We start from the raw sequence: 24,446 nt of genomic DNA on the forward strand, positions 1-24,446 counted from the left end.
AAAAAGGTACCCTTTTCGGACAAAGGGGAGGAACGGTTCACCATTCTGCGGTCGAAGACGACACCATCAGGTGGCGGCCAGGATCACCGCCTCGCCGGTGTAGTAGTAGCGCCGGTCGTCGCCGGCAGGGTCGACCGGCTTACGGAGCCGCTCGACCGCGACGAACCCGTCCTCGGCCGTCACCGCACCGGGCGCCCAGCCGGTGCCGTCCGAGCCGACGTTGAGCACGAAGCGTGACAACTGCCTGCCGGTCACCGGGTCCACGGTCACCAGATCGTTCGCCTCGGTCAGCAGGTGCACCCGGCCCGGCTGCGCAGCCAACACCCGGGCCGCCCCCAGGCCCGCGGACCGCCACAGCTCGTTGCCCGTACGCGCCGATCGACCCACCACCACCCCGTCGAGTACGGCGACCGACTGCTCACCGACCAGCACCGCTCCGGACGGGTCCAGCGCGGGGGCGGCGACCGGCTGGCCGGCGCCCAACAGCCAACCCCGACCGGCCTCGTCACCCGGGCCGGCGGTCCGCAGTCCCAGACAGTCCGACCAGCCGGTACGGCAACCGAGCGGCGTCAACACCAACGTGTCCGGGCCGTTCGGCGGTCGCCAACGCTCCCGCACCGCGCCCGTCGCCGCGTCCCGGAACTCGACAGTCGCCGCCCCGGCGCAGGTGTCCAGGCCGATCAGCTGCCCGGCGGCGGTGGTGCCGACGTCGCTGCGGCAGCTGCCGGGCAGCGCGACCCGCCACAGCTCCCGGCCACCGCTCAGCTCGACCCCGCGCGCCTGGGCATCCCCGGTCGCCACCAGCACGGTCCGCCCGTCGGGGAGGTCGGTGAGCTGGAGCCCTGGCGCATCCCAGACGGTCGCCGCCCCGGTACGCCGCACCAGCGCCGCGCTCTCGGCGGGCTCCGGGCCGTCGGCTCGCCAGAGCACCCCGCCGGTGCGGGCGTCGAGTGCGACGAGTTGCCCGTCGGACCAGCGGCTGACCACCGTGCTGCCGCTGGCCACCACCCCGCTCAGTTCCGCCGGCCACCGCCGGTACGACCAGTAGGGGCTGGTCCGGTACCGTCCGTCGACCGGTCGGTCGGCGTAGACCTGGCGGTGTGCGGCGTACACCCGCAGTCTCCCGTCGACGATCAACGGGGCGACCGGCAACCGACCGATCACGCCGGCAGCCGGGCGGGCCGGGGCCGGATAGTCGCCCCGCGCCACGGTGCTCACCTCTGCAGGCGCGAGGACCCGGTGGACGATGACCGCGACCGCCGCCGCCGCGAGCAGCGCCGCGACCGCGATCACGAGCCGTCGCCGGCCTCTCGGGAACCTCATGCCGCACCTCCGCCCGGCACCCTACCCAGCGGAGGCGGCCGGACCCCGGTCAGGTCGTGGCGCGGGCGGCTGGTTGGCGTTCAGGCGGCTTCGACCGCGCCGGTGGCAACGGCCGCGACGGCCAGATCGGCGAGATCACGCCAGAGTGCCGCCTCCACCGCTCGGGCGGCCAGGCCGCCGAGCAGCAGCGCCACCACCCGACCGTACGGAGCGGTCGGCACCGCCTCCTGGGTGACGGTGACCGCTGTGCAGCCCCGGCTGCGGCGGCGGACCGGCCGCAGGCCCCAGGTGATGCGATAGTCCGCGCCGGCACCGGAGGAGCAGAGCACCAGTCGCTGCGGCGCGAGCGCCTCCACCACCAGGAACTCCTCGGTGAGCGTGCCGCCGCCCGGCTGGACGCGCTCCTCACGCCAGGAGGTGCCCGGACCGAACGGGCCGGGGGTGAGCACCTCGATCGGCCCGGCGACGGTGAGCCGCGCGGCGCGGCCGGGCAGGTCGGTCAGCAGACGCCAGACGTCGACAGTGTCGGCCTCGATGATTCCGGTAATCGCCACCGTCGACATGCCACCCTCCCGTGTCCCCGACGGTACGCGGAGTGAGGGCCGGGCGGGGCCCCCGGGACGGAATTTCCACCTCCCGGGGGCGATGCTGTCCGATTGGGCGGTCGCTTCGGCACCGGTCGTCGTCGACCGGTGCCGAAGCGCCGGTCAGCGCTCGAAGCGACCGGCCCGAATCGCGCCGATGAACGCTGTCCACCCCGGCGGGCTGACCGCGAGTGTGGGGCCGGCCTGATCCTTGGAGTCGCGGACCCCGACCAGACCATGGACATCGACCAGGTTGTCCGCCACTTCCACGCAGAGCCCCTGGTCGTTTGAGCGGCTGCTGGTACGCCAGACCGCGCCCGCAAGATCGTGCATCGTCGTTACCTCCGTGTACGTCGGGATGCCCACCGCTGGCGGCCGGGTGGAGCCCGGCTCGGATTGCGCGGTGTGGCAACGGAATCCGGACGATCAACGGGTCAACCAGGGCCGGTGATCGCACAGCCGGTGCGATCGCGGGTCCCGTGCACGAGACGGATGGCGGGTGCCCGCTCAGCGGGCCGGACGCACCGTGCCGGATACCTCACCGATGGCGATGGTGGTGCCGTCCGGGCCGGGGGCGGTGGCCGTGATGGTCACCGTGTCACCGTCGTCGAGGAAGGTGCGGCTTTCGCCACCTAGCTTCACCGGCTCGGCCCCACCCCAGGTCAGTTCCAGGAAGGACCCGACCTGACCACGCTCGGGCCCGGAGACGGTGCCGGAGGCGTACAGGTCACCGGTACGCAGCGAAGCCCCGTTGACGGTGAGGTGCGCCAACTGCTGTGCGGGGGTCCAGTACATGGTGGCGAACGGTGGTTCGCTGACCCGCTCGCCGTTCCACTCGACAGCCAGTCGGAGGTCCAGGCCCAGGTGCGGCACGTCCCGCAGGTAGTCGACGACCGGCGGGTCCTGGTCGGGGGCGGGCACGAAGGCGTCGCCGAGCGCGTCCAGCGGCGTCACCCAGGCCGAGACCGAGGTGGCGAAGGACTTGCCGAGGAACGGGCCGAGGGGCTGGTACTCCCAGGCCTGGATGTCCCGGGCGGACCAGTCGTTGACCAGCACCACCCCGAAGACGTGCTCGGCGAAGTCGTCCACGGAAACCCGGTCGCCCAACGCGCTGGGTACGCCCACCACGAAGCCGACCTCGGCCTCGATGTCGAGGCGTACCGATGGGCCGGTGACCGGGCCGTCGGCGGAGGACCGCTGCCCGGTCGGCCGGGTCACCGGCGTGCCGGAGACGACAACGGTGCCGGCCCGGCCGTGGTAGCCGATCGGCAGGTGCTTCCAGTTGGGCAGCAGTGGCGGCTGGCCGGGGCGGAAGATCTGCCCGACGTTCGCGGCGTGGTGCTCGGAGGAGTAGAAGTCGACGTAGTCGGCCACCCCGATGGGGAGCAGCAGCTCCACGTCGTCGAGGGGCACCAGCAGCGGCTCGACGGCGACCTGGTGCGCCGGGTCGGTCAGCAGCTCGGTGATCCGCTGCCGTACCGACGTCCACTGCGGACGTCCCAGCGCCATGAAGTCGTTGAGTACGGGCCGGCACAGCGTGCCGGCGGCCAGCACCAACTCGGCGGTCTCCGCAGCGGCGAGGTCGAGGACCCAGGACCCGATCCGTACGCCGATCCGCGACGGACCGTCGTTCTGCCGGAACACCCCGTACGGCAGGTTCGTCACCCCGTACGGCGAACCATCGGCACCGGTCACCCAGGTCATGCGTCGTAGCCCCCGTTCACCAGCCCCAGCCGGATCAGATCGGTCAGTGGTTCCAGGATGCTGCACGAGCCGAAGCCCACCCACAGCGGGCGGGGCGCGTCCAGCCGTGCCGTCGCGCGCTCCACCAGGGGCCGCGGGTCGACAACGGTCAGCAGCTCGGCGACCGAGCGCACCCCGTCACCGTCGGCGGCGGCCAGTGTCGCGGCCAGCACGTTGGCGTAGCCGTGGTGGGTGAACCCGGTTTCCGGGTCCAGGTGCCGGATCGCCTGGTGCAGGCCGGCGGTGAGCTTGAACGGCAGGTCCCGGTCCCGGCAGGCGCAGATCACTGCGGCCAGTTCGGCCGGTGTGGGGAACAGTTCGGCGGCCAGACCGCCGGTACGGAACTTGGCCGCGATCGGCAGCCCGTCGGCCCGCGCGGCGGCGAGCGCGTCCAGCGCGCCCATCAGCCCGAAGGTCAGCGGCAGCTCGGCGTAGATGGCCGCCACGCCCGGTAGCGCGTCGGTAAGCCGCAGCAGCTCGGCGATGCCGGGCAGTGGGTCCTCGCCGCGCTTGGCGACCGCCACCTCGACCTGACGGGCGGTGACGCCGTCCGGGGCGAGGAACGACAGCGCGAACGGCAGACTGTCGATCCCGGTGTCACCGATGACGCCGACCACCAGGCCCTCGTCCGGGTCGATGAGCCCGCTCGGCTCGCCGGCCGCCACCGTGGAGGCAGGGATCAGCAGCGGTCCGACCAGGTCCGCGTACCAGGCCGTGCGGTGCTGGCGGTGGGCAGCCAGGGCGTCGGGCAGCGTGGCGCTGCCCGGAGGGAAGACGGCGGCGTCGTCCACCAGGCCGGTCAGGAGTGCGGGCACCTGCGTTGACACGGAACAAGAATGTACGGGACGCTACGAGGAACGGACAACAGCGTCCGATTATCGGACGTCCCCGGCCGGTGAACGGGATATATCGGGAGGCGAGATGCCGTACTACCGCAGCGTCGGCGAGGTGCCGCGCAAGCGCCACACCCAGTTCCGGCAGCCCGACGGCAGCCTCTACGCCGAGGAGCTGATGGGCCAGGAGGGCTTCTCCTCCGACTCGTCGCTGCTCTACCACCGGCACGCGCCCACCGCGATCCTGGCCGCCGACGAGTTCACCCCACCCACGTTCACCCGAACGCCGAACCTGCCGCTCAAGCCCCGCCACCTGCGCACCCACAAACTGGACACCGGCGGCTCCGACCCCATCCTCGGCCGGCAGTACCTGCTCGCCAACGACGACGTACGGATCGGGTACGTCCTCGCCGACCGGCCCTCACTGCTGTTCCGCGACGCCACCGGCGACCACTGCCTCTACGTCGAGGCCGGCACGCTGCGGGTCGAGTCCCCGTTCGGGGTGCTGGACGCGGTCGCCGGTGACTACGTCGTCATCCCCACCTCGACCATCCACCGGCTGGTGCCGACCGGCGACCAGCCCGTCCGGCTGCTCGCCGTCGAGGCGTCCGGGCACATCGGCCCGCCCAAGCGCTACCTCTCCGTACGCGGCCAGTTCCTGGAGCACTCGCCGTACTGCGAGCGGGACGTCCGGGGCCCCGACGCCCCGCTGCTCGTCGACGGCGAAGAGGTCGAGGTGCTGGTCCGGCACCGACGCGGATGGACCCGTTACGTCTACGCGCACCACCCGTTCGACGTGGTCGGCTGGGACGGGCACCTCTACCCGTGGGCGTTCTCCATCCACGACTTCGAGCCGATCACCGGCCGCATCCACCAGCCCCCACCGGTGCACCAGACCTTCCAGGGGCCCAACTTCGTCATCTGCTCGTTCGTGCCCCGCAAGGTCGACTACCACCCACAGTCGATCCCGGTGCCGTACAACCACCACAACGTCGACTCCGACGAGCTGCTCTTCTACACCGGCGGCAACTACGAGGCCCGGCGCGGCTCCGGCATCGAACAGGGCTCGATCTCGCTGCACCCGTCCGGTTTCACCCACGGCCCCCAGCCGGGTGCCGCCGAGCGTTCCATCGGCGCGGACTACTTCGACGAGTTGGCCGTCATGGTCGACACGTTCCGCCCGCTGGATCTCTGCGACGCCGCCAGCGCCTGTGAGGACGAGGGGTACGCCTGGACGTGGGCGCGTTCTGTGTAGTCGCCGTTGGGGGTTTCGCCGGAGCCCGTCCGCTCTGGGCGGTCAGGCTTGATCCCGACACGGTCGGGCTCCGGCGAAACCCTGACGTGGTCGAGCTACGCGACGCTAGGGATCTTGTTGGCGGGCGCGGCCCGACGCCTCATGGCTAGCGGATCGCGGTTCGGGTGAAGACGGCGAACTCGGCTACCGCGGTGACGGCGATGGCCAGCACCAGGGGCCACGGTGAGCCGACCATGGCGTACACCAGCAGCAGCAGCGGCGCGGCGGCCACGGCGTAGACCGCAAGGGCCATCGCGCGGTCCGAACGCAGCAGAGCGGGCAGGACGCTGCGGGTCAATCCCGGCAGCCGGGCACCGAGCTGCCAGACGACGATGCCCCCGGTGAGCGCGGCGAGCACCGCCAGGATGCGGGAGAACCCGTCGCTCGCCGACGCCGCGAACGCGACGAGCACCGCCGCGACCAGTGACCAGCCCGCGCCGTAGAGCACCAGGCGGTGCAGCCCGTACGCGAGGGTCCGTGGCGAGTCGATCCGCCTCGGGCTGACCGTCACCGCCTCGGCGATGTGCGCCAACGCCTCCGACCAGCGGCGCTGCTCCAGCCGCATGACGCCCACGTCGTGGCCGGCCTCGCCGATCCGCGGGTCGAGCCGCAGCGCCTCCCGGTACGCCCGCTCCGCCAGGTCGAACAGGTCCAGGCGGGCGGCGACCAGGCTGAGCACCAGGTGCGCCTGCGGCTCCTGCGGGGCCAACTCGACACCGCGCCAGGCCGCGTTCAGCGCCGGCTGACCGTTGCGGGCGCCGGCCAGGATCGCCGCCGCGCTCCGCTGGGCGTACGCGTCGGCCGGGCCGAGGGCGAGGATCCGGTCGGCGGTGGCCGCCGCCTCGCTGTAGCGCTCCAGGTCGGCCAGCGCCATGCCCCTGGCGACCAGCGGTGGCACTGCCTCCGCCGCAACGGCCACTGCCGTGTCAGCCGCGGTGAGCGCCTCGGCCGGGCGGTCGGCGGCGAGGTGCACCCGGGCCAGCATGGTGAGCGCGTCCACGTCATCCGGCTGGAGGGCCAACCCGTAGGCCAACTCACCCGCCGCCTCGTCGTAGCGGCCGAGCTCGGCGAGGAGTTGGGCCCGCTGGACGTAGCCGTCGGCGGCGGACTGGTCGGGGGTGGGGTCGCTGGACATCGCGGCGAGCCTAGGCGGCCGGAGCGTCGTACACCAGGGCCACCGCGATCCCGGCCAACCCTTCCTCACGACCGGCGAAGCCGAGCCCGTCGGTGGTCGCCGCCGAGACGGTGACCGGGGCGCCGACGGCGGCAGACAGGACCTCCTGCGCCTCCGCACGGCGGCGGCCGATCTTGGGACGGTTGCCGACGACCTGCACCGACACGTTGCCGATCTCCAGGCCGACGGCCCGCACCCGGCGGGCCGTCTCGGTCAGCAGCGCCACCCCGGACGCGCCGGCCCACTCCGGCTGGTCAACGCCGAAGGCGGACCCGAGATCACCGAGACCGGCGGCGGAGAGCAGCGCGTTGCAGGCGGCGTGCGCGACCACGTCGGCGTCCGAGTGCCCGGCGAGGCCGTCCTGGTCGGGCCAGAGCAGCCCGGCCACCCAGCACGGCCGGCCCGGCTCGAACGCGTGCACGTCGGTCCCGATGGCCACCCGAGGAACGATCATGAGCAGAGGGTACGCGTCAACCGGTCGCGGCAAGCAGATGCTCCGCCAGGGCCAGGTCGAACGGTCGGGTGATTTTCACTGCGTACTCCGAGCCGGGCACGCAGCTCACCTCGACACCCTGCTTCTCGACCAGCCCGGCGTCGTCGGTGAGGGAGTCACCGGCAGCGGCGTGCGCGGCGCTGAGCACGGCCCGGCGGAAACCCTGCGGGGTCTGCACCGCGCGCAGGGCGGACCTGTCGACGGTGCCGAGCACCACCTCGCCGGCGCCGACCTCCTTGATGGTGTCGACGACCGGCAGGACCGGGATCACCGCGTCACGCCCGCCCCGGACCGCCGCCGCGACGGATTCGACAAGCTCGGGCGGGGTGAGCGCCCTGGCGGCATCGTGCACCAGGACGATCGTCGGGCCGGCCGGCACGGCGGCCAGCGCGGCGGCGACGGACGCCTGCCGTTCCGCCCCGCCGGGCACCACGGTCACCGGTGCGACCGGGGCCAACAGCTCGCGGACGGCCTGCACCTCGGCGGTCGGCGCGGCCACCACGATGGTGTGCACGGAGGGCGCGGCGGCCAGTCGACGCACGGCGTGCACCAACAGCGGCTCACCGGCGAGCAGGCGCAGCGCCTTGGGTCGGCCGGGGCCGAGCCGTACGCCGGCACCCGCTGCTGGCACGAGGACCGCGACGTCACCGCGCGGATTGAGCTGCGCGGTCACGTCGCGGTCCTCGGTGGTTTCTTCACTATGAAGTGGGTACGACGATGCTGTGCGGACTAGGCCTCGGTGAGGACCTTGTCGAGCAGCGTCTCCGCCTCATCCTTGGTGCTCTTCTCAGCCAGCGCGACCTCGCCGACGAGAATGTCGCGGGCCTTGGCGAGCATCCGCTTCTCGCCCGCAGAGAGGCCCCGCTCCCGCTCCCGGCGCCACAGGTCACGCACGACCTCGGCGACCTTCAGCGGATTGCCGGAAGCCAGCTTTTCCAGATTGGCCTTGTAACGCCGCGACCAGTTGGTCGGCTCCTCGGTGTGCGGAGCCCGCAGAACGTCGAAGACCTTGCCGAGGCCCTCTTCGCCGACCACCTCACGGACGCCCACGATCTCGGCGTTCTCGGCCGGCACCCGGACCGTCAGGTCACCCTGCGCGACCCTCAGGACGAGGTATTGCTTAGGCTCGCCCTTGATGACCCGAGTCTCGATTGCCTCGATGAGTGCGGCCCCGTGGTGGGGGTAAACAACGGTCTCGCCGACACTGAAAACCATAGGTTCGAAACCCCTTTCGCTGTGTCTAGGGTAACACGCTCAGGCACCGATGTCTCACCGATGTCCTGACCGTTGGCGCAGCTCAGGGGCCCTGTGAGAGGTCTTGCTTCAGCTTGACAGGCGGTCAAACCGATGGTTCGAACACGCTCCGTAACGCACAAATGACTGCCCGGTACGGGTGAACAGAACGTCGAGATCAAGGGCTATGCGCTCCTCCCATGGTAGCCCGGCCAGCCGGGCCGCGCCCAGATGTAGCGGGAGGAGCCCCCGGTGCGCGACCCTGGAGACCGAGCCGCACTCCGCTCTCGAGACGCTTCCAGGAGGTCCGATGGGCAAGCCGGACGCAGAAGGTAACGGGCCAGCCGACGGCCTGCCCGGCCTGCCTCCCGAATGGGGCCGGGTGGTGGTCCCCGACGACGCCTCCGCGCTGGCCGCCGAGGCGGCCCAGGTCCGCCGTGAGCTCCGTCGGGCCAGCGGCCTCCCTGGCGGTCACCGGGCTCTGGGGCTGCCGCTGCTGGTCCTGCTGGTGGCGGTCGTCACCACGCTGGCCGGCCTGCTGGTGGTCACCTGGCCCCGGGCCAACCGCGGCACCGAGCGCCCGACCCCGACCCCCTACTCGCCACCGGCCAGCCTGACCGGGCAGGCGCTGCCCGCACTGGACCTGGTCGACGCGCAGGACGCACCGGTGCCACTGCGCGGCCTGCTACCCGCCATGATCATCCTGTTGGACGGTTGCCCCTGCCCGGACCGGGTCACCGAGGCCCTGGCAGCCGCGCCCGCCGACGTCTCAGTGGTCACCGTCACCACAGGGCGCAGCGCCCCGGCCGCGCCGACCACCCAGCGGCAGGCGCACGTCCTGGCCGACCCGGCCGGCGGGCTGCGCTCGTTCCTGGGTCAACCGGCCCGCCCCGGCACCGCCACCGCCCTGCTGGTCGACCGCGCCGGCACAGTGACCCGGGTGCTGCCCGACCTGGGCACGATCGAGTCCTACCGGAGCGACCTGAGCGCCCTCGCCGCCTGAGCGCCGGACCTAGCGGGGCAGCGCGACGAGCTGCGCCTGGATGTCGATGGGCCGGTCGACGGCCGACAGCGACAACCGGAACGGCCCGCCAAAGGGCAGCACCTCGGCGTTGGCGATCGTGCCATCGCAGTCGATCCGAAGCTGACCGTTGACCTTGGCACCGTCGCTCGTAAGCGCCATCGTGCCGGGGCGGGTGCACCGGTACTGGAGCAGGTAGCGGGCGCCGCCGTCGCCGGCCTGCCGAGTCACTTCCTGGCCGGGAGCGAGCTCCCGCTGCTCCCGCCAGACGGTCTCGTTGAACGGGGGCAGGTCACCCGAGGGAAAGAGCACCTTGGGATCGCCCTCGATATCGCTGATCGAGCCCGTCTCCGGGTCGATCACCGCCCACGGACGGCTTTCCACCCGGGTGACCTCGCCGGTCAAGGGGTCCATCCGTGCCGTGATCCGCGCTTCGGGCTCCTCAGCCACGATGAGACGTTCCAGGGGGGTGCTGACGCTCGGCCCGACCGACGGCACCGCCGCCGCGGAAGGGACAGCCGTCCCTGCCGTCGACGAGGGCGCGGCAGAGTGCCACCACCAGCCGCCCACGATCAGAACGGCCGCCGCGCCACCGAACAGCACCACCGAGCGGAGCCGGTCGTCCGCTGTCGCATCCACAGCACGAGCGTACCGGCCGGAGGCTCAGTCCTGTCGATCGAGCAGGGCGGCGTACAGGGTGAGGCCGGGGCCGAAGGCCAGCATGACGACGTGCCGAGCCGCCGGTGTCGCCCGGCGCAACCGGTCCAGGATCAGCAGCACCGTCGGCGACGAGCAGTTGCCGTGCTCGTCAAGCGTCGCCCGGGACGCCGCCAGCCCCAGCGGGGGCAGCGCCAGCTCCCGCTCCACCACGTTGAGGATCCGCGGCCCGCCCGGGTGCACCGCCCAACCGTCCACCTCGGAGCTGGTCATCCCGTGCCGGGCCAGCAGCTCGTCGACGAGCCCTCGGACGTGCCTCGACAGCACCTGCGGCACCTTCGGCGACAACCCCATCCGGAACCCCGCGTCGGTGACGTCCCAGGTCATGTGGTCAGCGGTCGAGGTGTCGGTGACTGCGGTGACCTCACGCAGCGCGTACCCCGGGCCGCCCGGCACGACCACGGCGGCGACCGCGGCGTCCGAGAAGAGCGCGTGGGAGACGATCTGCTGGGTGTCCACCCGGGCGCTGGACGGCTGGATGTGCAGGCTGGTCAGCTCCGCGCAGAGCAGCAGCGCCGGACGCCCCCGGGCAGTGACGAAGTCGCTCGCCGCGCCGAGCCCCGGCAGCGCCGCGTAACAACCCATGTGGCCGATGACCATCCGCTGGGTGTCCGCGGCCATGCCCAGGTCCCGGGCGAGCAGAATGTCCAGCCCCGGGGTGGCGTACCCGGTGCAGGAGCAGACGATGAACAACCCGATGTCACCGGCGCTCAGCCCGGCCGCCGTCAACGCGCGGCCCACCGCCTCCTTGCCCAGCGGCAGCGCCTCCACCTGGTAGCGGCGCATCCGGCGCTCGGTCGGCCAGTCCGAGACGTCCTCCAGCAGCGGGTTCACCGCAGCCTGCCGCCGGGTCACCCCGGAGTTGGCGAAGATCCGCTGGGCCAACGACCGGGTGGTGCCGGAGAAGTGCCGGGAGAAGAAGCCCTCCCACAACTCGTCCTGCGAAGCGGACGGCGGCTGTGCTGTCCCGAGCCCCGCGATCACTGGTACGGACACGATCCCCACCTCTCGTCAGATGCTGTCCTCCCCCTGGCCGTCCCACCAGCCACGCCGGCTGGTCGTTCTCCCGTGCGAGCCCGGTGGCGCGGGCTCACCAACGTGGTGCCGATCCGTCACGATCCGGGTCGCCACCCAGTGCGGCGATGCCGAGCCAGTCGGCGCAGACATCCGACGTGGCCGGGTGCAGTGACCCGCAGCGGGCGTCGCGGTAGAGCCGCTCCAGCGGATGACCACGGCGGGTCGCCGAGGTGCCCGCCGCCTCCAACACCGACGCCGCCACCTCGGCGGCCGTGGTGCCGGCGAGCAGCTTCGCCCGCCACACCCACCGGTTGGTCTCCTCGTCACCGGGCGCCTCGTCCACCCGGCGGGCCGCCTCCGCCACCACCAGCTGCGCGGCGGCCGTCGCCGCGTCCGCCCGACCCAGCCGGGCCCGTACCGCCGGCAGACCGGCCAGGTTGCGGGCGTTGAGGTGCTCGGCCGCCGCATCGATCGCCGCGCGGGCCACGCCCACGTAGACCGCCGCGTAGCTGGCCACCAGCCAGTGCGGCATCAGTTGGGCGACCACCAGCGCCAGCCCCTCCACCCCACCGAGCAGCCGGTCGGCGGGCACGCTGACGTCCAGGTGCAGGTCGTGGGAGGAGGTGGCGCGCATGCCGAGCGAGTCCCAGGTCGGCTCCACGGTCAACCCGTCACCGGCCGGCACCAGGAACTGGGACACCACCGACTGGTCGGCCGCGCTGCGTGCCGCCACCAGGTAGCCGTCCGCGTGCCCGGCACCGGAGCAGAAGGTCTTGCTGCCCTTGAGCTGCCAGCCCCCGTCGATCGGCGTGTACGAGGTGCTCAGCTGGGACAACCGCGCGCCCGCGCCCCGCTCGCTCATCGCGACCGCGTACCAGGAGCCCTGCGCCGCCGCGCTGAGCAGCCGGTCGCGGGCGGCCAACGCCTCGTCCGGTACGCCCAGCGCCTCGGCCAACTCCTCGGTGACCGCACCCAGCGCACCGGTCACCGAGGCGTGCATGTTGAAGACCAGGGCCGTCGCACCGTTGCCCCGGGCAAGCTCAGTGGCCACCGCGGCGTACTCGGCGAAGGTGGCGCCCAGGCCACCGAGCGCCCGGGGCACCATCAACCCGAACAGGCCGGCCTCGCGCAGGTCGGCGAAGTCGTCCACAGGGAAGGAACCGTCCCGGTCGTGCTCGGCCGCGCGCGCGGCGAACCGTGGTGCCAACCGGCGAGCTGCCTCAAGCGCGTGCACCGTCATCTCGTCCCCTCCTCGGCGTTCCATACCCCGCCACGGCCTGACTATCCTTTGCGGACCCCCCGGCCCTGGTAGAGCACGGCGGTGGAGCGGGTCGGCACGATGCGCGGCGCCGGGCCGGCGGGCACCGCACCGGGCGTTCCGGCCGCACGGGCGCGGCGCAGCAGCCAGGCGAGCACCCCGCCGATCTGCGGCCGGATGCCGCGCAACCGCAGGTCCACACCGTGTCGGGCACACTCGGCCACCAGCGCCCGCGCGTCCACGAACAACCGAGGATCGTGGATGCCACGCGGCACCGTCGGCAGCCGCTCGGCGATCCGGACCGCGACGAGCCGGGCCAGCGCCGTGTCGTTCAGGGTGTCCAGCACCAGCACGCCACCCGGGCGTAACAGCCGGCACGCCTCGGCCACCGCCCGCGGCCAGTCCGGCACGTGCTCCAGCAGCTCGCCGGCGGAGACCACGTCGGCGCAGCCGTCGGGCAACGGAACGGCGGTGGCGTCCCCCTGGATCACGCCTACCCCGTGCTCGGCCGCCTGGACGAGTGCCGAACGGGTCAGGTCCACCCCGACGTGGCGGTAGCCCTTGCCGGCCAGGTGCGGCGCGAGCAGGCCGGCACCGCAACCCAGATCGACGAGCAACGCGCCCGCACGGGTGGCCGGCGGCACCAGCGCCGCACGGGCCTCCGCCAACCAGTGCAGCATCGCGAACGCGCCGTCGGGCCGCCACCACTCACCGGCCAGATCGTCGTACTGCCGCGGATCGTTTCGCGGCAGCACCCTCGGCCCGGTGGGCGCCCCGGCCGCAGCCACGTCTCGCATGGAACCGAGCGTGGCACGACTGCTCGGTAACGACCAGACTTCCCTTATGTCGTCGAGGGTGTTAGGGCTGGTCAGAGCGAGCCATCCGGAACCGGCCGCGGCGGTGACCACGGTGGCCGGTCTGCTGGCGTGGGGAGTGGGCCACCGGCCGGCCGGAATCGTCTCGGTGGTGCTCGCCGTGCTGGCCAGCCAGCTCGCTGTCGGCTGGACCAACGACGCGCTGGACGCCGAGCGGGACGCCACTGTGGGGCGTACCGACAAACCGGTCGCCAGTGGCGCGGTCGGTCGGCGCGTCACGGCCTGGGCCGCCGTGGCGGCCGCGGTGGCCTGCCCCCTGCTGGCGCTGACCACGAACCCGGCGGCGGCGTTCTGGCTGACCCTCGCCCTGGTCTCCGCCCTGCTCTACGACTGGCCGCTCAAGGCCACCGCGTTCTCGGTGCTGCCCTACGCCGTGTCGTTCGGCGCGCTGCCCGCCTTCGTGGTGCTGGCACTGCCCGGTCAGCCGGCCCCGCCCGTCTGGTTGGTGGCGGCGGCGGCCTGTCTGGGCGCCGGCGCGCACTTCGCCAACGTGCTGCCCGACCTGGCCGACGACGCCCGCACCGGCGTGCGCGGCCTGCCCCACCGGTTGGGCGCCACCGGCAGCCGGGTGGCCGCGGCGGGTCTCCTGCTCGCGGCGACCGCGGCCCTGGTCCTCGGGCCACCCGGGCCGCCGTCGGCGATCGGCTGGGCGGCGGTCGGCACGGCCGCCGTGGTGCCGCCGCTGAGCTGGTACGCGGGGCGCTCGGCGAGCCGGGCCGGTCAGCGGCCGGTGGCGGCCTTCCGGGCGGTCATGCTGGTGGCCCTCATCGACGTGGTTCTGCTGGTGGCGAGCGGTCGGGTGGTCTGAACGCCACCCGGCCAGGTGGCATTGCCGGGTCCGCGTGCGGGCCTCGATCAGCCCCAACTACCCTGGAGCGCGGTCTGCGCGGGTATGGCCACCGTGCCCGGCGTACGGCCCGGGTGGGGATTGTGACGAGGAGGACCGACGTGACGCGCTCGATCAGGGGATCCCGGCGGGCGGCCCTGTTGCTGTCCGGGATTGCGGCGGCCAGCCTGCTGGCTTCGGGATGCGGCGCCGGTCAGATCGCCGAGACCGCGTTGAAGGAGCCGTCGGTCCAGGGCGTCAACCTCACGACCGACAACGGTTCCTTCTCGGTGCGGGGCCTGCTGGTGGACTACCCGGGCACCGAGGGTTACCGGGCCGGGCAGGACGCCGGCCTCGGCGCCGTGATCTACAACGACTCCAAGGAGACGGTGACGGTCACCGTCACCACCGAGAGCGCCCGCGAGGTGGTGATCAGCGGCGGCTCGGCGAGCCCGTCGCCATCCGCCTCGGAGTCCGCCTCGGAGAGCCCGTCGCCGTCCGGTTCGGCCAGCCCGTCGAACTCCACCTCGGGTTCGCCGAGCCCGTCGGCGACGCCGTCCGAGACCGGGTCGTCCTCGGCCACCCCGTCCGCCCCGGAGTCGGCGCGGGCGTCCGGTTCGGCCAGCCCGGCCGCCCCGGGCCAGCCGGCCCGGATCGAGCTGGCGCCGTTGAGCTACATCCAGCTCAACTCCGAGGCCACCTCGCAGCTCCGGCTGATCGGCCTGACCGAGGCGCTGCGCTCCGGTCAGAACGTCGTGGTGACCTTCGACTTCGGCAACGGCAACACGGTCACCGGCCAGGCGCCGGTCGCGGTGCCGCTCACCCCGGCGGCCCCTCCGTCGCCGATCATCGAGCGCGAGGGCGGCTACGAGGGCAACGAGGGCGGCACGACCCACGAGTGACCCGTTCCGCACATCGACGAACGCCCCGGCGTGGTGACCACCACGCCGGGGTGTTTTCGTCGTACGCGGGGGCTAGCGTCCTGATGTGACCACGTCCCGATCGACCCCTCCGCGTGGCGGCACGGCCGGTGCCGCCCGTGCCCGGTCCGCCGCCCGCGAACCGCGTCCCGCCTACCAGTGCGACGCGTGCGGGCACCAGCCGCCCAAGTGGGTGGGGCGCTGCCCCGAGTGCGGCGAGTGGGGGGCGGTGGTCGAGAGCACGGTGACCGGCCCGACCGTCTCCGGTCGGGTGGTCAGCTCCCGGATGCCGTCCGAGCCGGCCCGGCCGATCGCCACCATCAGCGCCGCTCCGGCCCGCGCCCGTCCCACCGGGGTCAGTGAGCTGGACCGGGTGCTCGGCGGCGGCCTGGTCCCCGGTGCCGTGGTGTTGCTCGCCGGTGAGCCCGGCGTGGGCAAGTCGACCCTCCTGCTCGACGTGGCACAGCAGTGGGCGGTCAATGCCGGCAGCCCCTCGCTGGTGGTCAGTGGCGAAGAGTCGGTGAGTCAGGTGCGGCTGCGCGCCGAGCGCATGGGCACCCTGCACGAGCAGCTCTACCTCGCCGCGGAGAGCGACCTGGCCTCGGTGCTCGGGCACCTCGACGCGGTCAAGCCGGGGCTGTTGGTGCTCGACTCGGTGCAGACCATCTCGACGACCGGCACCGAGGGGGTGCCCGGTGGGGTGACCCAGGTCCGCGCGGTCACCGCGGCGCTGGTGTCGGTCGCCAAGGAGCGGGGCATCGCCACCGTGCTGGTCGGGCACGTGACCAAGGACGGCCAGGTGGCCGGGCCCCGGGTGCTCGAGCACCTGGTCGATGTGGTGCTGCACTTCGAGGGCGACAAGCACTCGTCGCTGCGCCTGGTGCGCGGCGTGAAGAACAGGTTCGGCGCGGCCGACGAGGTCGGCTGCTTCGAGATGCACGAGGGCGGCATCAGCAGCCTGGCCGACCCGTCCGGGCTGTTCCTGACCCGCTACGCGGAGCCGGTCCCGGGCACCTGCGTGACGGTGGCCATGGAAGGGCGACGGGCCCTGGTCACCGAGGTGCAGGCGCTGATCGGCGCGGCGGTGGCGGGCTCTCCCCGACGCACCGTCTCCGGCCTCGACTCGGCGCGACTGGCGATGGTGCTCGCGGTGCTGCAACGGCGCACCGAGCGGCTGACCCTGCACGACCGGGAGGTTTTCGCCGCCACCGTGGGCGGGATCCGGGTGGTGGAGCCGGCCGCCGACCTGGCGGTGGCCCTGGCGGTCGCCTCCGGCGGGCTCAACCTGGCGATCGCGCCGCACCTGGTGGCGATCGGTGAGGTGGGGCTGACCGGCGAGGTGCGGCGGGTCGGGGCGGTGCCGCGCCGACTGGCCGAGGCGGCCCGGCTGGGGTTCAAGGTGGCCCTGGTGCCGCCCGGCTGCGGCCCGGCCAGCACCGGTGCCGGGCCCGAGCAGATGCGGGTGACCGAGGTCACCGACGTCCGCTCGGCGCTGCACCATGCGGCCCGTGCGTCCGCCGAGTGACCCACCGTGCCGACGCGGGCGGCGAAACCGGACAGCGGGTCGCAAGCGGGAAACGGTGGAGAGGGCGGCATCGTGACACATCACAGTAACCACGACAGCACCCACCGCACGGCAGTCCGTAGACTGTGCCCGTGCCGATCGACCGCGATACCACCAAGCCAGCCGGCGCGCCGCCCCAGGCCCGCACCGGCGCCGTGGGCTCGCCCGCCCGCCCGATCAGCGTGAGCGTGACTGCGGGGGCCGCCGGGAGCGCCGGAGATCCGCTGCGCGCCAATCTCGCCCTGATGGCCCCGGGCACCGCCCTACGCGACGGTCTGGAGCGCATCCTGCGGGGTCGCACGGGTGCGCTCATCGTGCTCGGCTACGACAAGGTCGTCGAGGGCCTGTGCACCGGTGGCTTCCCGTTGGACGTGGAGTTCTCCGCGACCCGGGTGCGCGAGCTGTGCAAGATGGACGGCGCCGTTGTGCTCTCCAGCGACGGCACCAGGATCGTCCGGGCCGCCGTGCACCTGATGCCTGACCCGTCCATCCCGACCGAGGAGTCCGGCACCCGGCACCGCACCGCCGAGCGGGTGGCCCGCCAGACCGGCTATCCGGTCATCTCGGTGAGCCAGTCCATGCGGATCATCAGCCTCTACGTCAACGGCCAACGACACGTGCTCGACGACTCGGCGGCCATCCTCTCCCGCGCCAACCAGGCGCTCGCCACCCTGGAGCGCTACAAGCTCCGGTTGGACGAGGTCTCCGGCACGCTCTCCGCCCTGGAGATCGAGGATCTGGTCACCGTGCGGGACGCGGTGGCAGTGGTGCAGCGACTGGAGATGGTTCGCCGGATCGCCGACGAGATCGCCGGCTACGTGGTGGAGCTGGGCACCGACGGCCGCCTGCTCGCCCTGCAACTCGACGAGCTGATGGCCGGCGTGGACGCCGACCGGACCTTGGTCATCCGGGACTACCTCCCGGTCGGCCGCAAGTCCCGCACCCTGGACGAGGCTCTTGTCGAGCTGGACCTGCTCGGTGCCACCGAGCTGATCGACCTGGTGTCGGTCGCCAAGGCGATCGGCTACCCGGCCGCGTCCGACGCGCTCGACGCCGCGGTCAGCCCGCGCGGCTTCCGACTGCTGGCCAAGGTGCCCCGGCTCCCGGTGGCTGTGGTCGACCGCCTGGTGCTGCACTTCGGCAGCCTCCAGCGGCTGCTCGGCGCGACAGTGGAGGACCTGCAAGCCGTCGAAGGGGTCGGCGACGCCCGGGCCCGCGGCGTGCGTGAAGGGCTGTCCCGGCTCGCCGAGGCATCCATCCTGGAACGCTACGTCTGACCGGGCTCAGCCGGTGACGGTCAGCTTCACCGGCTCGCTGAGCTTCGTGCCGACCCGGGCGAACACCTGGTACGACCCGACCGGGGCGAACGGCCCGCCGGCCAGCGCACCGTCGCAGCGGCTGGTGTCCCGCCCGTTCCACGGCACCTCGTAGGAGCGCACGAAGCCTGGCGTGAAGGACTGCGGGTCCGAGCCCTGGACCTTGCCGCAGGTGTCCGACGACCAGACCTTCTCGGCACCGGACTTGATGAAGATCTCCTGCAGGTCGGCGCCCACGTTGCGACTGCACGTCCGGTCCGACGTGTTCTTGATCTTCAGTTGCAGCTCGACCACGGCGCCCCGTTGCACCGAGGTCTGGCTCGCCGACGCGACGACGCTGATCTCTCCGTCGGTGCAGGTGCCGTCGTCCGCCGAACCGGCCGCCGCACCCAGCGGCGGGGTGTTGCTGGTGATCGCCGGGCTCGGAGTCGTCGCAGCCGAATCACCGGGCGCGGGCGGTGACGGAGATCCGGTCTGCGGTGTCAGCACCGGCCCGCCAGGATCAGACGTCGCGGCGGACGTCGCCGACGGGGTGCCGCCCGCCGTCGGCTTCTGACCGCCGGATCGATCCGAACCGGTGCAGGAGTAGAGCAGGACAATCAGGAACAGAAACCCCGCTCCGAGTACGACGGCGCGACGCCGCCAGTACACGGCGGGTGGCAGGGGGCCGACCGTCAGACGCATGATGCCCTCCACCGTAGCCGCGCCGTACCCGGCAGTGCGGCGCGACGCGCCGGAACCGATTCGAGGGGTACGCCCCACCGTCCACTGAGGACGGATGACGCACCGGTCACAGGTAGACCTTGCGCTGGTAGATCGCGTGCGCACCGGCCACCCGGTCCAGGAAGAGCAGCCCCGCGCAATGGTCGATCTCGTGCTGCAACGCCCGAGCCTCGAAGCCGTCGGTCACCAACCGGACCGGCTCGCCACTGCCCGGCAGGTCACCCTCCACCACCAACCGGCTGGCCCGCTTCACGTCACCGGTCAGGTCCGGCACCGACATGCAGCCCTCCCGGCCCGGCTTCCACCGGGTCGCCTCGACCACCCGCGCGTTGCACAGCACGAAGGTGCCGTGCACCGTCACCGCCTTCGGATGCCCGGTCACGTCGACAGCGAAGACCCGAGCGCCCACCCCGACCTGCGGTGCGGCCAGCCCGACGCAGCCTGGTGAGACCCGCATCGTGGCCACCAGGTCGGCCGCCAACTGGACCGTCTCCGCGGCGGTGGGATCGACCTCGTCCGCGGCCCGGCTCAACACCGCATGCGGGGCGGACACCACCGGCCGCACCACGCCAGGCACCGCCAGCGAGCCCGGCGTCCAGTCACCCAGACCGGTGTACGCCTCGACGTCCGGCACGCGCTCCTCGCCCGTCACAGCAGATCCGGGTCCGCCGGCCGGAGGGTGACCTCCACGCCCAGCTCGGCAGCCGTCCGGTGCAGCCGGTCGACCAGAGTGTCCGCCACCCCGGCCGGCAACTCGACCTCCGCCAGGACCACGTAGAGCTCACCGGTCAACCGCGTGCTCAGGTCGGTGACATTCCCCCCGGCGTCCACCAGCACCCGGGTCATCGCCGCGACGATCCCCATCCGGTCCGAACCGTGCACCGCCATCACGTACGGCTCACCAGCCGGCGGCACGTCGCCGTCCGGGGTGACCGCGCGTACCGTCGCCAACAGGTGGCCCTCGGCGGTCAGTGACGCCAGTGCGGCCTCGACCTCGGCGGCGGCCGGCCCGGTGCAGATGAGGGTCATCGCGAAATGCCCCCGCAGCCGCGTCATCGTGCTGTCGGTGAGGTTCGCGCCCAGTCGGGCCAGCACCTCCGCGACGTCGGCCACGATGCCCGGCCGGTCCCGACCGATGACGGTGATCGCGAGCTCGTTCATCCGGGCATTCTCCCCCGTCCGCCGAACGACGACGTGGCACCCCGCCCGAGCCGCCCAACCAACGGGAACGCCGGGCGTGACATCATCGACGACGCCATGACTCAACCCGACTTCGCCACAGTGGTCAGCCGATGGTTCCAGCGGCACGCCCGGGACCTGCCGTGGCGCGAGCCCGGTGTCACCCCGTGGGCCATCCTGATCAGCGAGGTCATGCTTCAGCAGACGCCGGTCGTCCGGGTGGTGCCGGCATGGCAGGCCTGGCTGGCACGGTGGCCGGAGCCGGCCGCGTTGGCGGCGGACACCCCCGCCGAGGCGATCCGGATGTGGGGACGCCTCGGCTACCCCCGTCGGGCTGTGCGGCTGCGCGAATGCGCGGTCGCGATCGTCGACCGGCACGCCGGCCAGGTGCCGGACCGCCTGGAGCACCTGCTGGCACTGCCCGGCGTCGGCACCTACACCGCGCGGGCGGTGGCCGCCTTCGCCTACGGGCAGCGGCACCCGGTGGTCGACACCAACGTACGCCGGGTCGTGTGCCGGGCAGTGGCCGGTGAACCGGACGCCGGGCCGGTCACCCGACCCGCCGACCTGGTCGCCACCGAAGAGCTGCTCCCACTGGAACCGGCCGCCGCAGCGCTGGCCAGTGCGGCGTTCATGGAGCTGGGAGCGGTGATCTGCACCGCCCGGTCGCCGCGCTGCACGGCCTGCCCCGTCGAGTCGAGCTGCGCCTGGCGGGCGTCCGGCCAGCAGGCACCGGTGGGGCCAACCCGTCGACCCCAGCGGTACGCGGGCACCGACCGACAGGTACGCGGCCTGCTGCTCGGGGTGCTGCGGGACAGCACCGGGCCGGTTCCGCATCAGCGGCTGGACCAGGTCTGGACCGACGACGTGCAGCGCGCCCGCGCCCTCGCCGGCCTGGTGCAGGACGGGCTGGTCGAGCCCGTCGGCACCGACTCCTTTCGCCTGGCCGGCGACGGCCCGTCCCACCCGACAGCCGATCTGACCACCTGACCCACCCGCCCTGCCTGTCCCGCCGCCTCCTGCACCGCCCTGCCCCACCCGCCGCGTCCTGCCGCGCCGCACCGCCAGCCGCCACTCCGCCACAACATCAGGGAAGTTGCTGCCTCCGGAGGCCGTGAGGCAGCAACTTCCCTGATGTTGCGTAGATCTTGCGTGGCGCGGCGCGGTTACCAGCGGCAGGCGCGGGCAGGCGCGCGGACGGACGAGGGCCAGGCGCGGACAACCACGGCGGGCGCACACAGGTACTGCGACCGCGTGTGATGACCTGTGGGGGTAGCGCAGAAAGGTGGGGCCCCGGTGGCTCACGCCACCGGGGCCCCACCTTTCTTGCTGCTGGTTATGCCACCTCGTCCGTCGCCGCTGCCGCGGTGCCGGCGGCAGTGCCACCGAGATCGGCCGGGACGGCGTCCGGAACCTCGACCGGCTTGTCCGAGCCCCGGAAGACGAGCTTGGACTTGTCGATGTCGTCCGGGTCGCCCTCGCAGTCGACCACCACGATCTGACCGGGGGTCAGCTCGTTGAACAGGATCCGCTCGGACAGGTTGTCCTCGATGTCGCGCTGGATCGTGCGACGCAGCGGACGGGCACCGAGCACCGGGTCGAAGCCCTTCGCGGCCAGGTACTTCTTGGCGTTGTCGGTCAGCTCCAGACCCATGTCCTTGTTCCGCAGCTGGCCCTCGATCCGCTGGATCATGATGTCCACGATCGAGAGGATCTCGGTCTGACGCAGCTGGTGGAAGACGATGGTGTCGTCGATCCGGTTGAGGAACTCAGGCCGGAAGTGCTGCTTGAGCTCGTCGTTGACCTTCTGCTTCATCCGGTCGTAGTTGGACTCGGAGTCCTCCGACTGCTGGAAGCCCAGCGACACCGCCTTGGCGACGTCTCGGGTGCCCAGGTTGGTGGTCAGGATGATGACCGTGTTCTTGAAGTCCACGATCCGACCCTGACCGTCGGTGAGCCGACCATCTTCGAGGATCTGCAGGAGCGTGTTGAACACGTCCGGGTGGGCCTTCTCGATCTCGTCGAAGAGGACCACCGAGAACGGCCGACGCCGCACCTTCTCGGTCAGCTGCCCGCCCTCGTCGTAACCGACGTAGCCGGGAGGGGCACCCACGAGCCGGGAGACCGTGTAACGGTCGTGGAACTCGGACATGTCCAGCTGGATGAGGGCGTCCTCGCTGCCGAAGAGGAACTCGGCGAGCGCCTTGGACAGCTCGGTCTTACCGACACCGGACGGGCCGGCGAAGATGAACGAGCCCGACGGGCGCTTCGGGTCCTTCAGGCCGGCCCGGGTACGCCGGATCGCCTTCGAGACCGCCTTGACCGCGTCCTCCTGGCCGATGACGCGCTTGTGCAGCTCGTCCTCCATGCGCAGCAGGCGCGAGGTCTCCTCCTCGGTCAACTTGTAGACCGGGATGCCGGTCCAGTTGCCGAGCACCTCGGCGATCTGCTCGTCGTCAACCTCGCTGACGACGTCCAGGTCACCGGCCTTCCACTCCTTCTCCCGCTGAGCCTTCTGGCCGAGCAGCTGCTTCTCCTTGTCGCGCAGCTGGGCGGCGCGCTCGAAGTCCTGCGCGTCGATCGCGGACTCCTTGTCGCGACGCACCTGGGCGATGCGCTCGTCGAAGTCACGCAGGTCTGGCGGCGCGGTCATCCGACGGATCCGCATCCGGGCACCGGCCTCGTCGATCAGGTCGATCGCCTTGTCCGGCAGGAAGCGGTCGGAGATGTACCGGTCGGCCAGCGTCGCGGCGGCCACGAGCGCCGCGTCGGTGATGCTCACCCGGTGGTGGGCCTCGTACCGGTCGCGCAGACCCTTGAGGATCTCGATGGTGTGGGCCAGCGACGGCTCACCCACCTGGATCGGCTGGAACCGGCGCTCGAGAGCGGCGTCCTTCTCCAGGTGCTTGCGGTACTCGTCGAGGGTGGTGGCACCGATGGTCTGGAGCTCGCCACGGGCCAGCATCGGCTTGAGGATGCTGGCGGCGTCGATGGCGCCCTCGGCGGCACCCGCACCCACCAGGGTGTGGATCTCGTCGATGAACAGGATGATGTCGCCGCGGGTGCGGATCTCCTTGAGCACCTTCTTGAGGCGCTCCTCGAAGTCACCGCGGTAGCGGGAACCGGCGACCAGCGCACCCAGGTCGAGCGTGTAGAGCTGCTTGTCCTTGAGGGTCTCGGGCACCTCGCCCTTGATGATCTTCTGGGACAGCCCCTCCACCACGGCGGTCTTACCGACGCCGGGCTCACCGATCAGGACCGGGTTGTTCTTGGTACGGCGGGAGAGCACCTGCATGACCCGCTCGATTTCCTTCTCGCGCCCGATGACCGGGTCGAGCTTGCCCTCGCGGGCGGCCTGGGTCAGGTTGCGGCCGAACTGGTCCAGCACCAGGCTGGTCGACGGCGCGGCCTCACCCGGCGCGGCGCCCGCCGCGGCGGGCTCCTTGCCCTGGTAGCCGGAGAGCAGCTGGATCACCTGCTGGCGGACCCGGTTGAGGTCGGCGCCGAGCTTGACCAGCACCTGGGCGGCGACGCCCTCGCCCTCACGGATCAGCCCGAGCAGGATGTGCTCAGTGCCGATGTAGTTGTGGCCGAGCTGCAGCGCCTCGCGCAGCGACAGCTCCAGCACCTTCTTCGCCCGCGGCGTGAACGGGATGTGCCCGCTCGGCGCCTGCTGGCCCTGGCCGATGATCTCCTCGACCTGCTGGCGGACGCCCTCCAGGGAGATGCCGAGGCTCTCCAGGGCCTTTGCCGCGACGCCTTCACCTTCGTGGATCAGGCCCAGCAGGATGTGTTCCGTACCGATGTAGTTGTGGTTGAGCATCCGGGCCTCTTCTTGGGCCAGGACGACAACCCGTCGCGCTCGGTCGGTGAACCGCTCGAACATGCCCTCGTGCTCCTCACGTGCCGTGCGCCTTGATGGTCAAGATCTTGGCGGGGCCGGTGCACGAACGTCCAGGACGGGCGTCCGTGCCTCCTTACTCTATCGTCGCTGACCGACTCAGCTGAGGTCGTGTCTCTCCGGTCTGGGTCAGTTCCACGTCGTTTTGAACAACCGTCCGCGCTCAGGAGGTGTTCCGGTAGCCCTGTCGCTACGCGCAGAGCGAAATCCGACTGGCGCCACCGGAGCCCGATCCGGGGTCCGGAAGCGCTCCCGGTGGCTCCGGGCGGCCGGACCGGCGGTCGCGACAAGCGTCGCGCCAGCCCCGGGGAGGTTGTCCACAGGTTGTGGACGGCTGGTCCACTGGTTGTGGACAACGACGGTCGACCCGGATTGCTTCCCGACCCGGACCGAGACCCAACGACGCCGCCCCGAGCGGCCACCGCGACGCAGGTGGTGAAACGGCCAGATAC

Annotated in this window: 24 protein-coding genes; 7 read left to right on the plus strand and 17 right to left on the minus strand. The window is 72.2% G+C overall.

Features of this window, described 5'->3' with window-relative positions; translation table 11 throughout:
• Positions 1 to 66: 66 nt before the first annotated feature.
• The 5 genes from QSK15_RS27695 to QSK15_RS27715 form a co-directional block, all read right to left on the minus strand.
• The gene (locus tag QSK15_RS27695; RefSeq protein ID WP_285797003.1) at positions 67 to 1,323 is read right to left on the minus strand and encodes an outer membrane protein assembly factor BamB family protein; all 1,257 of its coding nucleotides are present in this window, start codon (positions 1,321 to 1,323) and stop codon (positions 67 to 69) included.
• 80 nt (positions 1,324 to 1,403) lie between these two features.
• The gene (locus QSK15_RS27700; protein ID WP_285797004.1) at positions 1,404 to 1,886 is read right to left on the minus strand and encodes an SRPBCC family protein; all 483 of its coding nucleotides are present in this window, start codon (positions 1,884 to 1,886) and stop codon (positions 1,404 to 1,406) included.
• Between the two features lie 144 nt (positions 1,887 to 2,030).
• A complete protein-coding gene (locus QSK15_RS27705) occupies positions 2,031 to 2,240 on the minus strand; it encodes a DUF397 domain-containing protein (RefSeq protein ID WP_030327888.1) in 210 nt (69 codons plus the stop codon).
• Between the two features lie 174 nt (positions 2,241 to 2,414).
• A complete protein-coding gene (fahA, locus tag QSK15_RS27710) occupies positions 2,415 to 3,611 on the minus strand; it encodes a fumarylacetoacetase (RefSeq protein WP_285797005.1) in 1,197 nt (398 codons plus the stop codon).
• The gene (locus tag QSK15_RS27715) at positions 3,608 to 4,477 is read right to left on the minus strand and encodes a hypothetical protein (RefSeq protein WP_285797006.1); all 870 of its coding nucleotides are present in this window, start codon (positions 4,475 to 4,477) and stop codon (positions 3,608 to 3,610) included. The genes fahA and QSK15_RS27715 overlap by 4 nt, the downstream gene beginning before the upstream one ends.
• A 94-nt stretch (positions 4,478 to 4,571) precedes the next feature.
• Here QSK15_RS27715 and QSK15_RS27720 point away from each other — a divergent pair, with 94 nt between their 5' ends.
• Positions 4,572 to 5,738 carry a homogentisate 1,2-dioxygenase gene (locus tag QSK15_RS27720; protein ID WP_285797007.1) on the plus strand — a complete coding sequence of 389 codons (1,167 nt, stop codon included), beginning with the start codon at positions 4,572 to 4,574 and terminating at the stop codon, positions 5,736 to 5,738.
• Positions 5,739 to 5,883: 145 nt separating this feature from the next.
• On the opposite strand, the gene QSK15_RS27725 is transcribed toward QSK15_RS27720, so the two are convergent.
• The 4 genes from QSK15_RS27725 to QSK15_RS27740 are packed head-to-tail and all read right to left on the minus strand — an operon-like array spanning position 5,884 to position 8,659.
• A complete protein-coding gene (locus QSK15_RS27725) occupies positions 5,884 to 6,912 on the minus strand; it encodes a tetratricopeptide repeat protein (protein ID WP_285797008.1) in 1,029 nt (342 codons plus the stop codon).
• A 10-nt stretch (positions 6,913 to 6,922) separates the two neighbouring features.
• Positions 6,923 to 7,405, minus strand: coding sequence for a 2-C-methyl-D-erythritol 2,4-cyclodiphosphate synthase (ispF, locus tag QSK15_RS27730; protein WP_285797009.1), 483 nt, complete (start codon positions 7,403 to 7,405; stop codon positions 6,923 to 6,925).
• A gap of 16 nt (positions 7,406 to 7,421) precedes the next feature.
• On the minus strand, positions 7,422 to 8,117 hold the full coding sequence (gene ispD, locus QSK15_RS27735) for a 2-C-methyl-D-erythritol 4-phosphate cytidylyltransferase (RefSeq protein WP_285797010.1): 696 nt from the start codon (positions 8,115 to 8,117) through the stop codon (positions 7,422 to 7,424).
• Between the two features lie 56 nt (positions 8,118 to 8,173).
• Positions 8,174 to 8,659, minus strand: coding sequence for a CarD family transcriptional regulator (locus QSK15_RS27740; protein WP_007073334.1), 486 nt, complete (start codon positions 8,657 to 8,659; stop codon positions 8,174 to 8,176).
• Between the two features lie 328 nt (positions 8,660 to 8,987).
• Between QSK15_RS27740 and QSK15_RS27745 the strand changes: the two genes are divergently transcribed.
• Positions 8,988 to 9,680 (plus strand): hypothetical protein, encoded by a 693-nt coding sequence (locus QSK15_RS27745; protein WP_285797011.1) that lies wholly within the window; start codon positions 8,988 to 8,990, stop codon positions 9,678 to 9,680.
• 9 nt (positions 9,681 to 9,689) lie between these two features.
• Here QSK15_RS27745 and QSK15_RS27750 read toward each other — a convergent pair whose 3' ends face one another.
• From QSK15_RS27750 to QSK15_RS27765, 4 genes are all read right to left on the minus strand, one after another.
• Positions 9,690 to 10,304, minus strand: a complete 615-nt coding sequence (locus tag QSK15_RS27750; protein WP_285797012.1) for a hypothetical protein — start codon at positions 10,302 to 10,304, stop codon at positions 9,690 to 9,692.
• A gap of 57 nt (positions 10,305 to 10,361) precedes the next feature.
• Complete coding sequence (locus tag QSK15_RS27755; protein WP_285797013.1) at positions 10,362 to 11,411, minus strand: type III polyketide synthase; 1,050 nt, start codon at positions 11,409 to 11,411, stop codon at positions 10,362 to 10,364.
• Between the two features lie 94 nt (positions 11,412 to 11,505).
• A complete protein-coding gene (locus QSK15_RS27760) occupies positions 11,506 to 12,672 on the minus strand; it encodes an acyl-CoA dehydrogenase family protein (RefSeq protein ID WP_210864859.1) in 1,167 nt (388 codons plus the stop codon).
• 41 nt (positions 12,673 to 12,713) lie between these two features.
• Positions 12,714 to 13,487, minus strand: a complete 774-nt coding sequence (locus QSK15_RS27765; protein WP_285797014.1) for a methyltransferase domain-containing protein — start codon at positions 13,485 to 13,487, stop codon at positions 12,714 to 12,716.
• 46 nt (positions 13,488 to 13,533) lie between these two features.
• On the opposite strand from QSK15_RS27765, the gene QSK15_RS27770 reads away from it, so the two are divergent.
• From QSK15_RS27770 to disA, 4 genes are all read left to right on the plus strand, one after another.
• Positions 13,534 to 14,373 (plus strand): UbiA family prenyltransferase, encoded by an 840-nt coding sequence (locus QSK15_RS27770; protein WP_502889655.1) that lies wholly within the window; start codon positions 13,534 to 13,536, stop codon positions 14,371 to 14,373.
• A gap of 140 nt (positions 14,374 to 14,513) precedes the next feature.
• Positions 14,514 to 15,293, plus strand: a complete 780-nt coding sequence (locus QSK15_RS27775) for a hypothetical protein (RefSeq protein ID WP_285797016.1) — start codon at positions 14,514 to 14,516, stop codon at positions 15,291 to 15,293.
• Between the two features lie 85 nt (positions 15,294 to 15,378).
• Positions 15,379 to 16,836 carry a DNA repair protein RadA gene (radA, locus tag QSK15_RS27780; RefSeq protein WP_285797017.1) on the plus strand — a complete coding sequence of 486 codons (1,458 nt, stop codon included), beginning with the start codon at positions 15,379 to 15,381 and terminating at the stop codon, positions 16,834 to 16,836.
• Positions 16,837 to 16,967: 131 nt separating this feature from the next.
• Positions 16,968 to 18,152 carry a DNA integrity scanning diadenylate cyclase DisA gene (gene disA, locus QSK15_RS27785; RefSeq protein WP_030327921.1) on the plus strand — a complete coding sequence of 395 codons (1,185 nt, stop codon included), beginning with the start codon at positions 16,968 to 16,970 and terminating at the stop codon, positions 18,150 to 18,152.
• Between the two features lie 6 nt (positions 18,153 to 18,158).
• On the opposite strand, the gene QSK15_RS27790 is transcribed toward disA, so the two are convergent.
• The 3 genes from QSK15_RS27790 to QSK15_RS27800 form a co-directional block, all read right to left on the minus strand.
• Entirely contained in the window at positions 18,159 to 18,875 is a 717-nt protein-coding gene (locus QSK15_RS27790; protein WP_285797018.1) for a hypothetical protein, read from the minus strand.
• 106 nt (positions 18,876 to 18,981) lie between these two features.
• Entirely contained in the window at positions 18,982 to 19,566 is a 585-nt protein-coding gene (locus QSK15_RS27795) for a peptide deformylase (RefSeq protein WP_285797019.1), read from the minus strand.
• Positions 19,563 to 20,075: a glycine cleavage system transcriptional repressor gene (locus tag QSK15_RS27800; RefSeq protein ID WP_285797020.1), complete on the minus strand. Its 513-nt coding sequence runs from the start codon at positions 20,073 to 20,075 to the stop codon at positions 19,563 to 19,565. The genes QSK15_RS27795 and QSK15_RS27800 overlap by 4 nt, the downstream gene beginning before the upstream one ends.
• 96 nt (positions 20,076 to 20,171) lie before the next feature.
• Here QSK15_RS27800 and QSK15_RS27805 point away from each other — a divergent pair, with 96 nt between their 5' ends.
• A complete protein-coding gene (locus QSK15_RS27805) occupies positions 20,172 to 21,083 on the plus strand; it encodes an iron-sulfur binding domain-containing protein (protein WP_285797021.1) in 912 nt (303 codons plus the stop codon).
• Positions 21,084 to 21,429: 346 nt separating this feature from the next.
• Here the strand turns inward: QSK15_RS27805 and QSK15_RS27810 are convergent, their stop codons facing one another.
• Complete coding sequence (locus QSK15_RS27810; RefSeq protein WP_285797022.1) at positions 21,430 to 23,979, minus strand: ATP-dependent Clp protease ATP-binding subunit; 2,550 nt, start codon at positions 23,977 to 23,979, stop codon at positions 21,430 to 21,432.
• Between the last annotated feature and the right edge of the window lie 467 nt (positions 23,980 to 24,446).

Origin of the sequence: Micromonospora sp. NBRC 107095, from assembly GCF_030269705.1 — a bacterium.
Taxonomy (GTDB): domain Bacteria; phylum Actinomycetota; class Actinomycetes; order Mycobacteriales; family Micromonosporaceae; genus Micromonospora; species Micromonospora parva.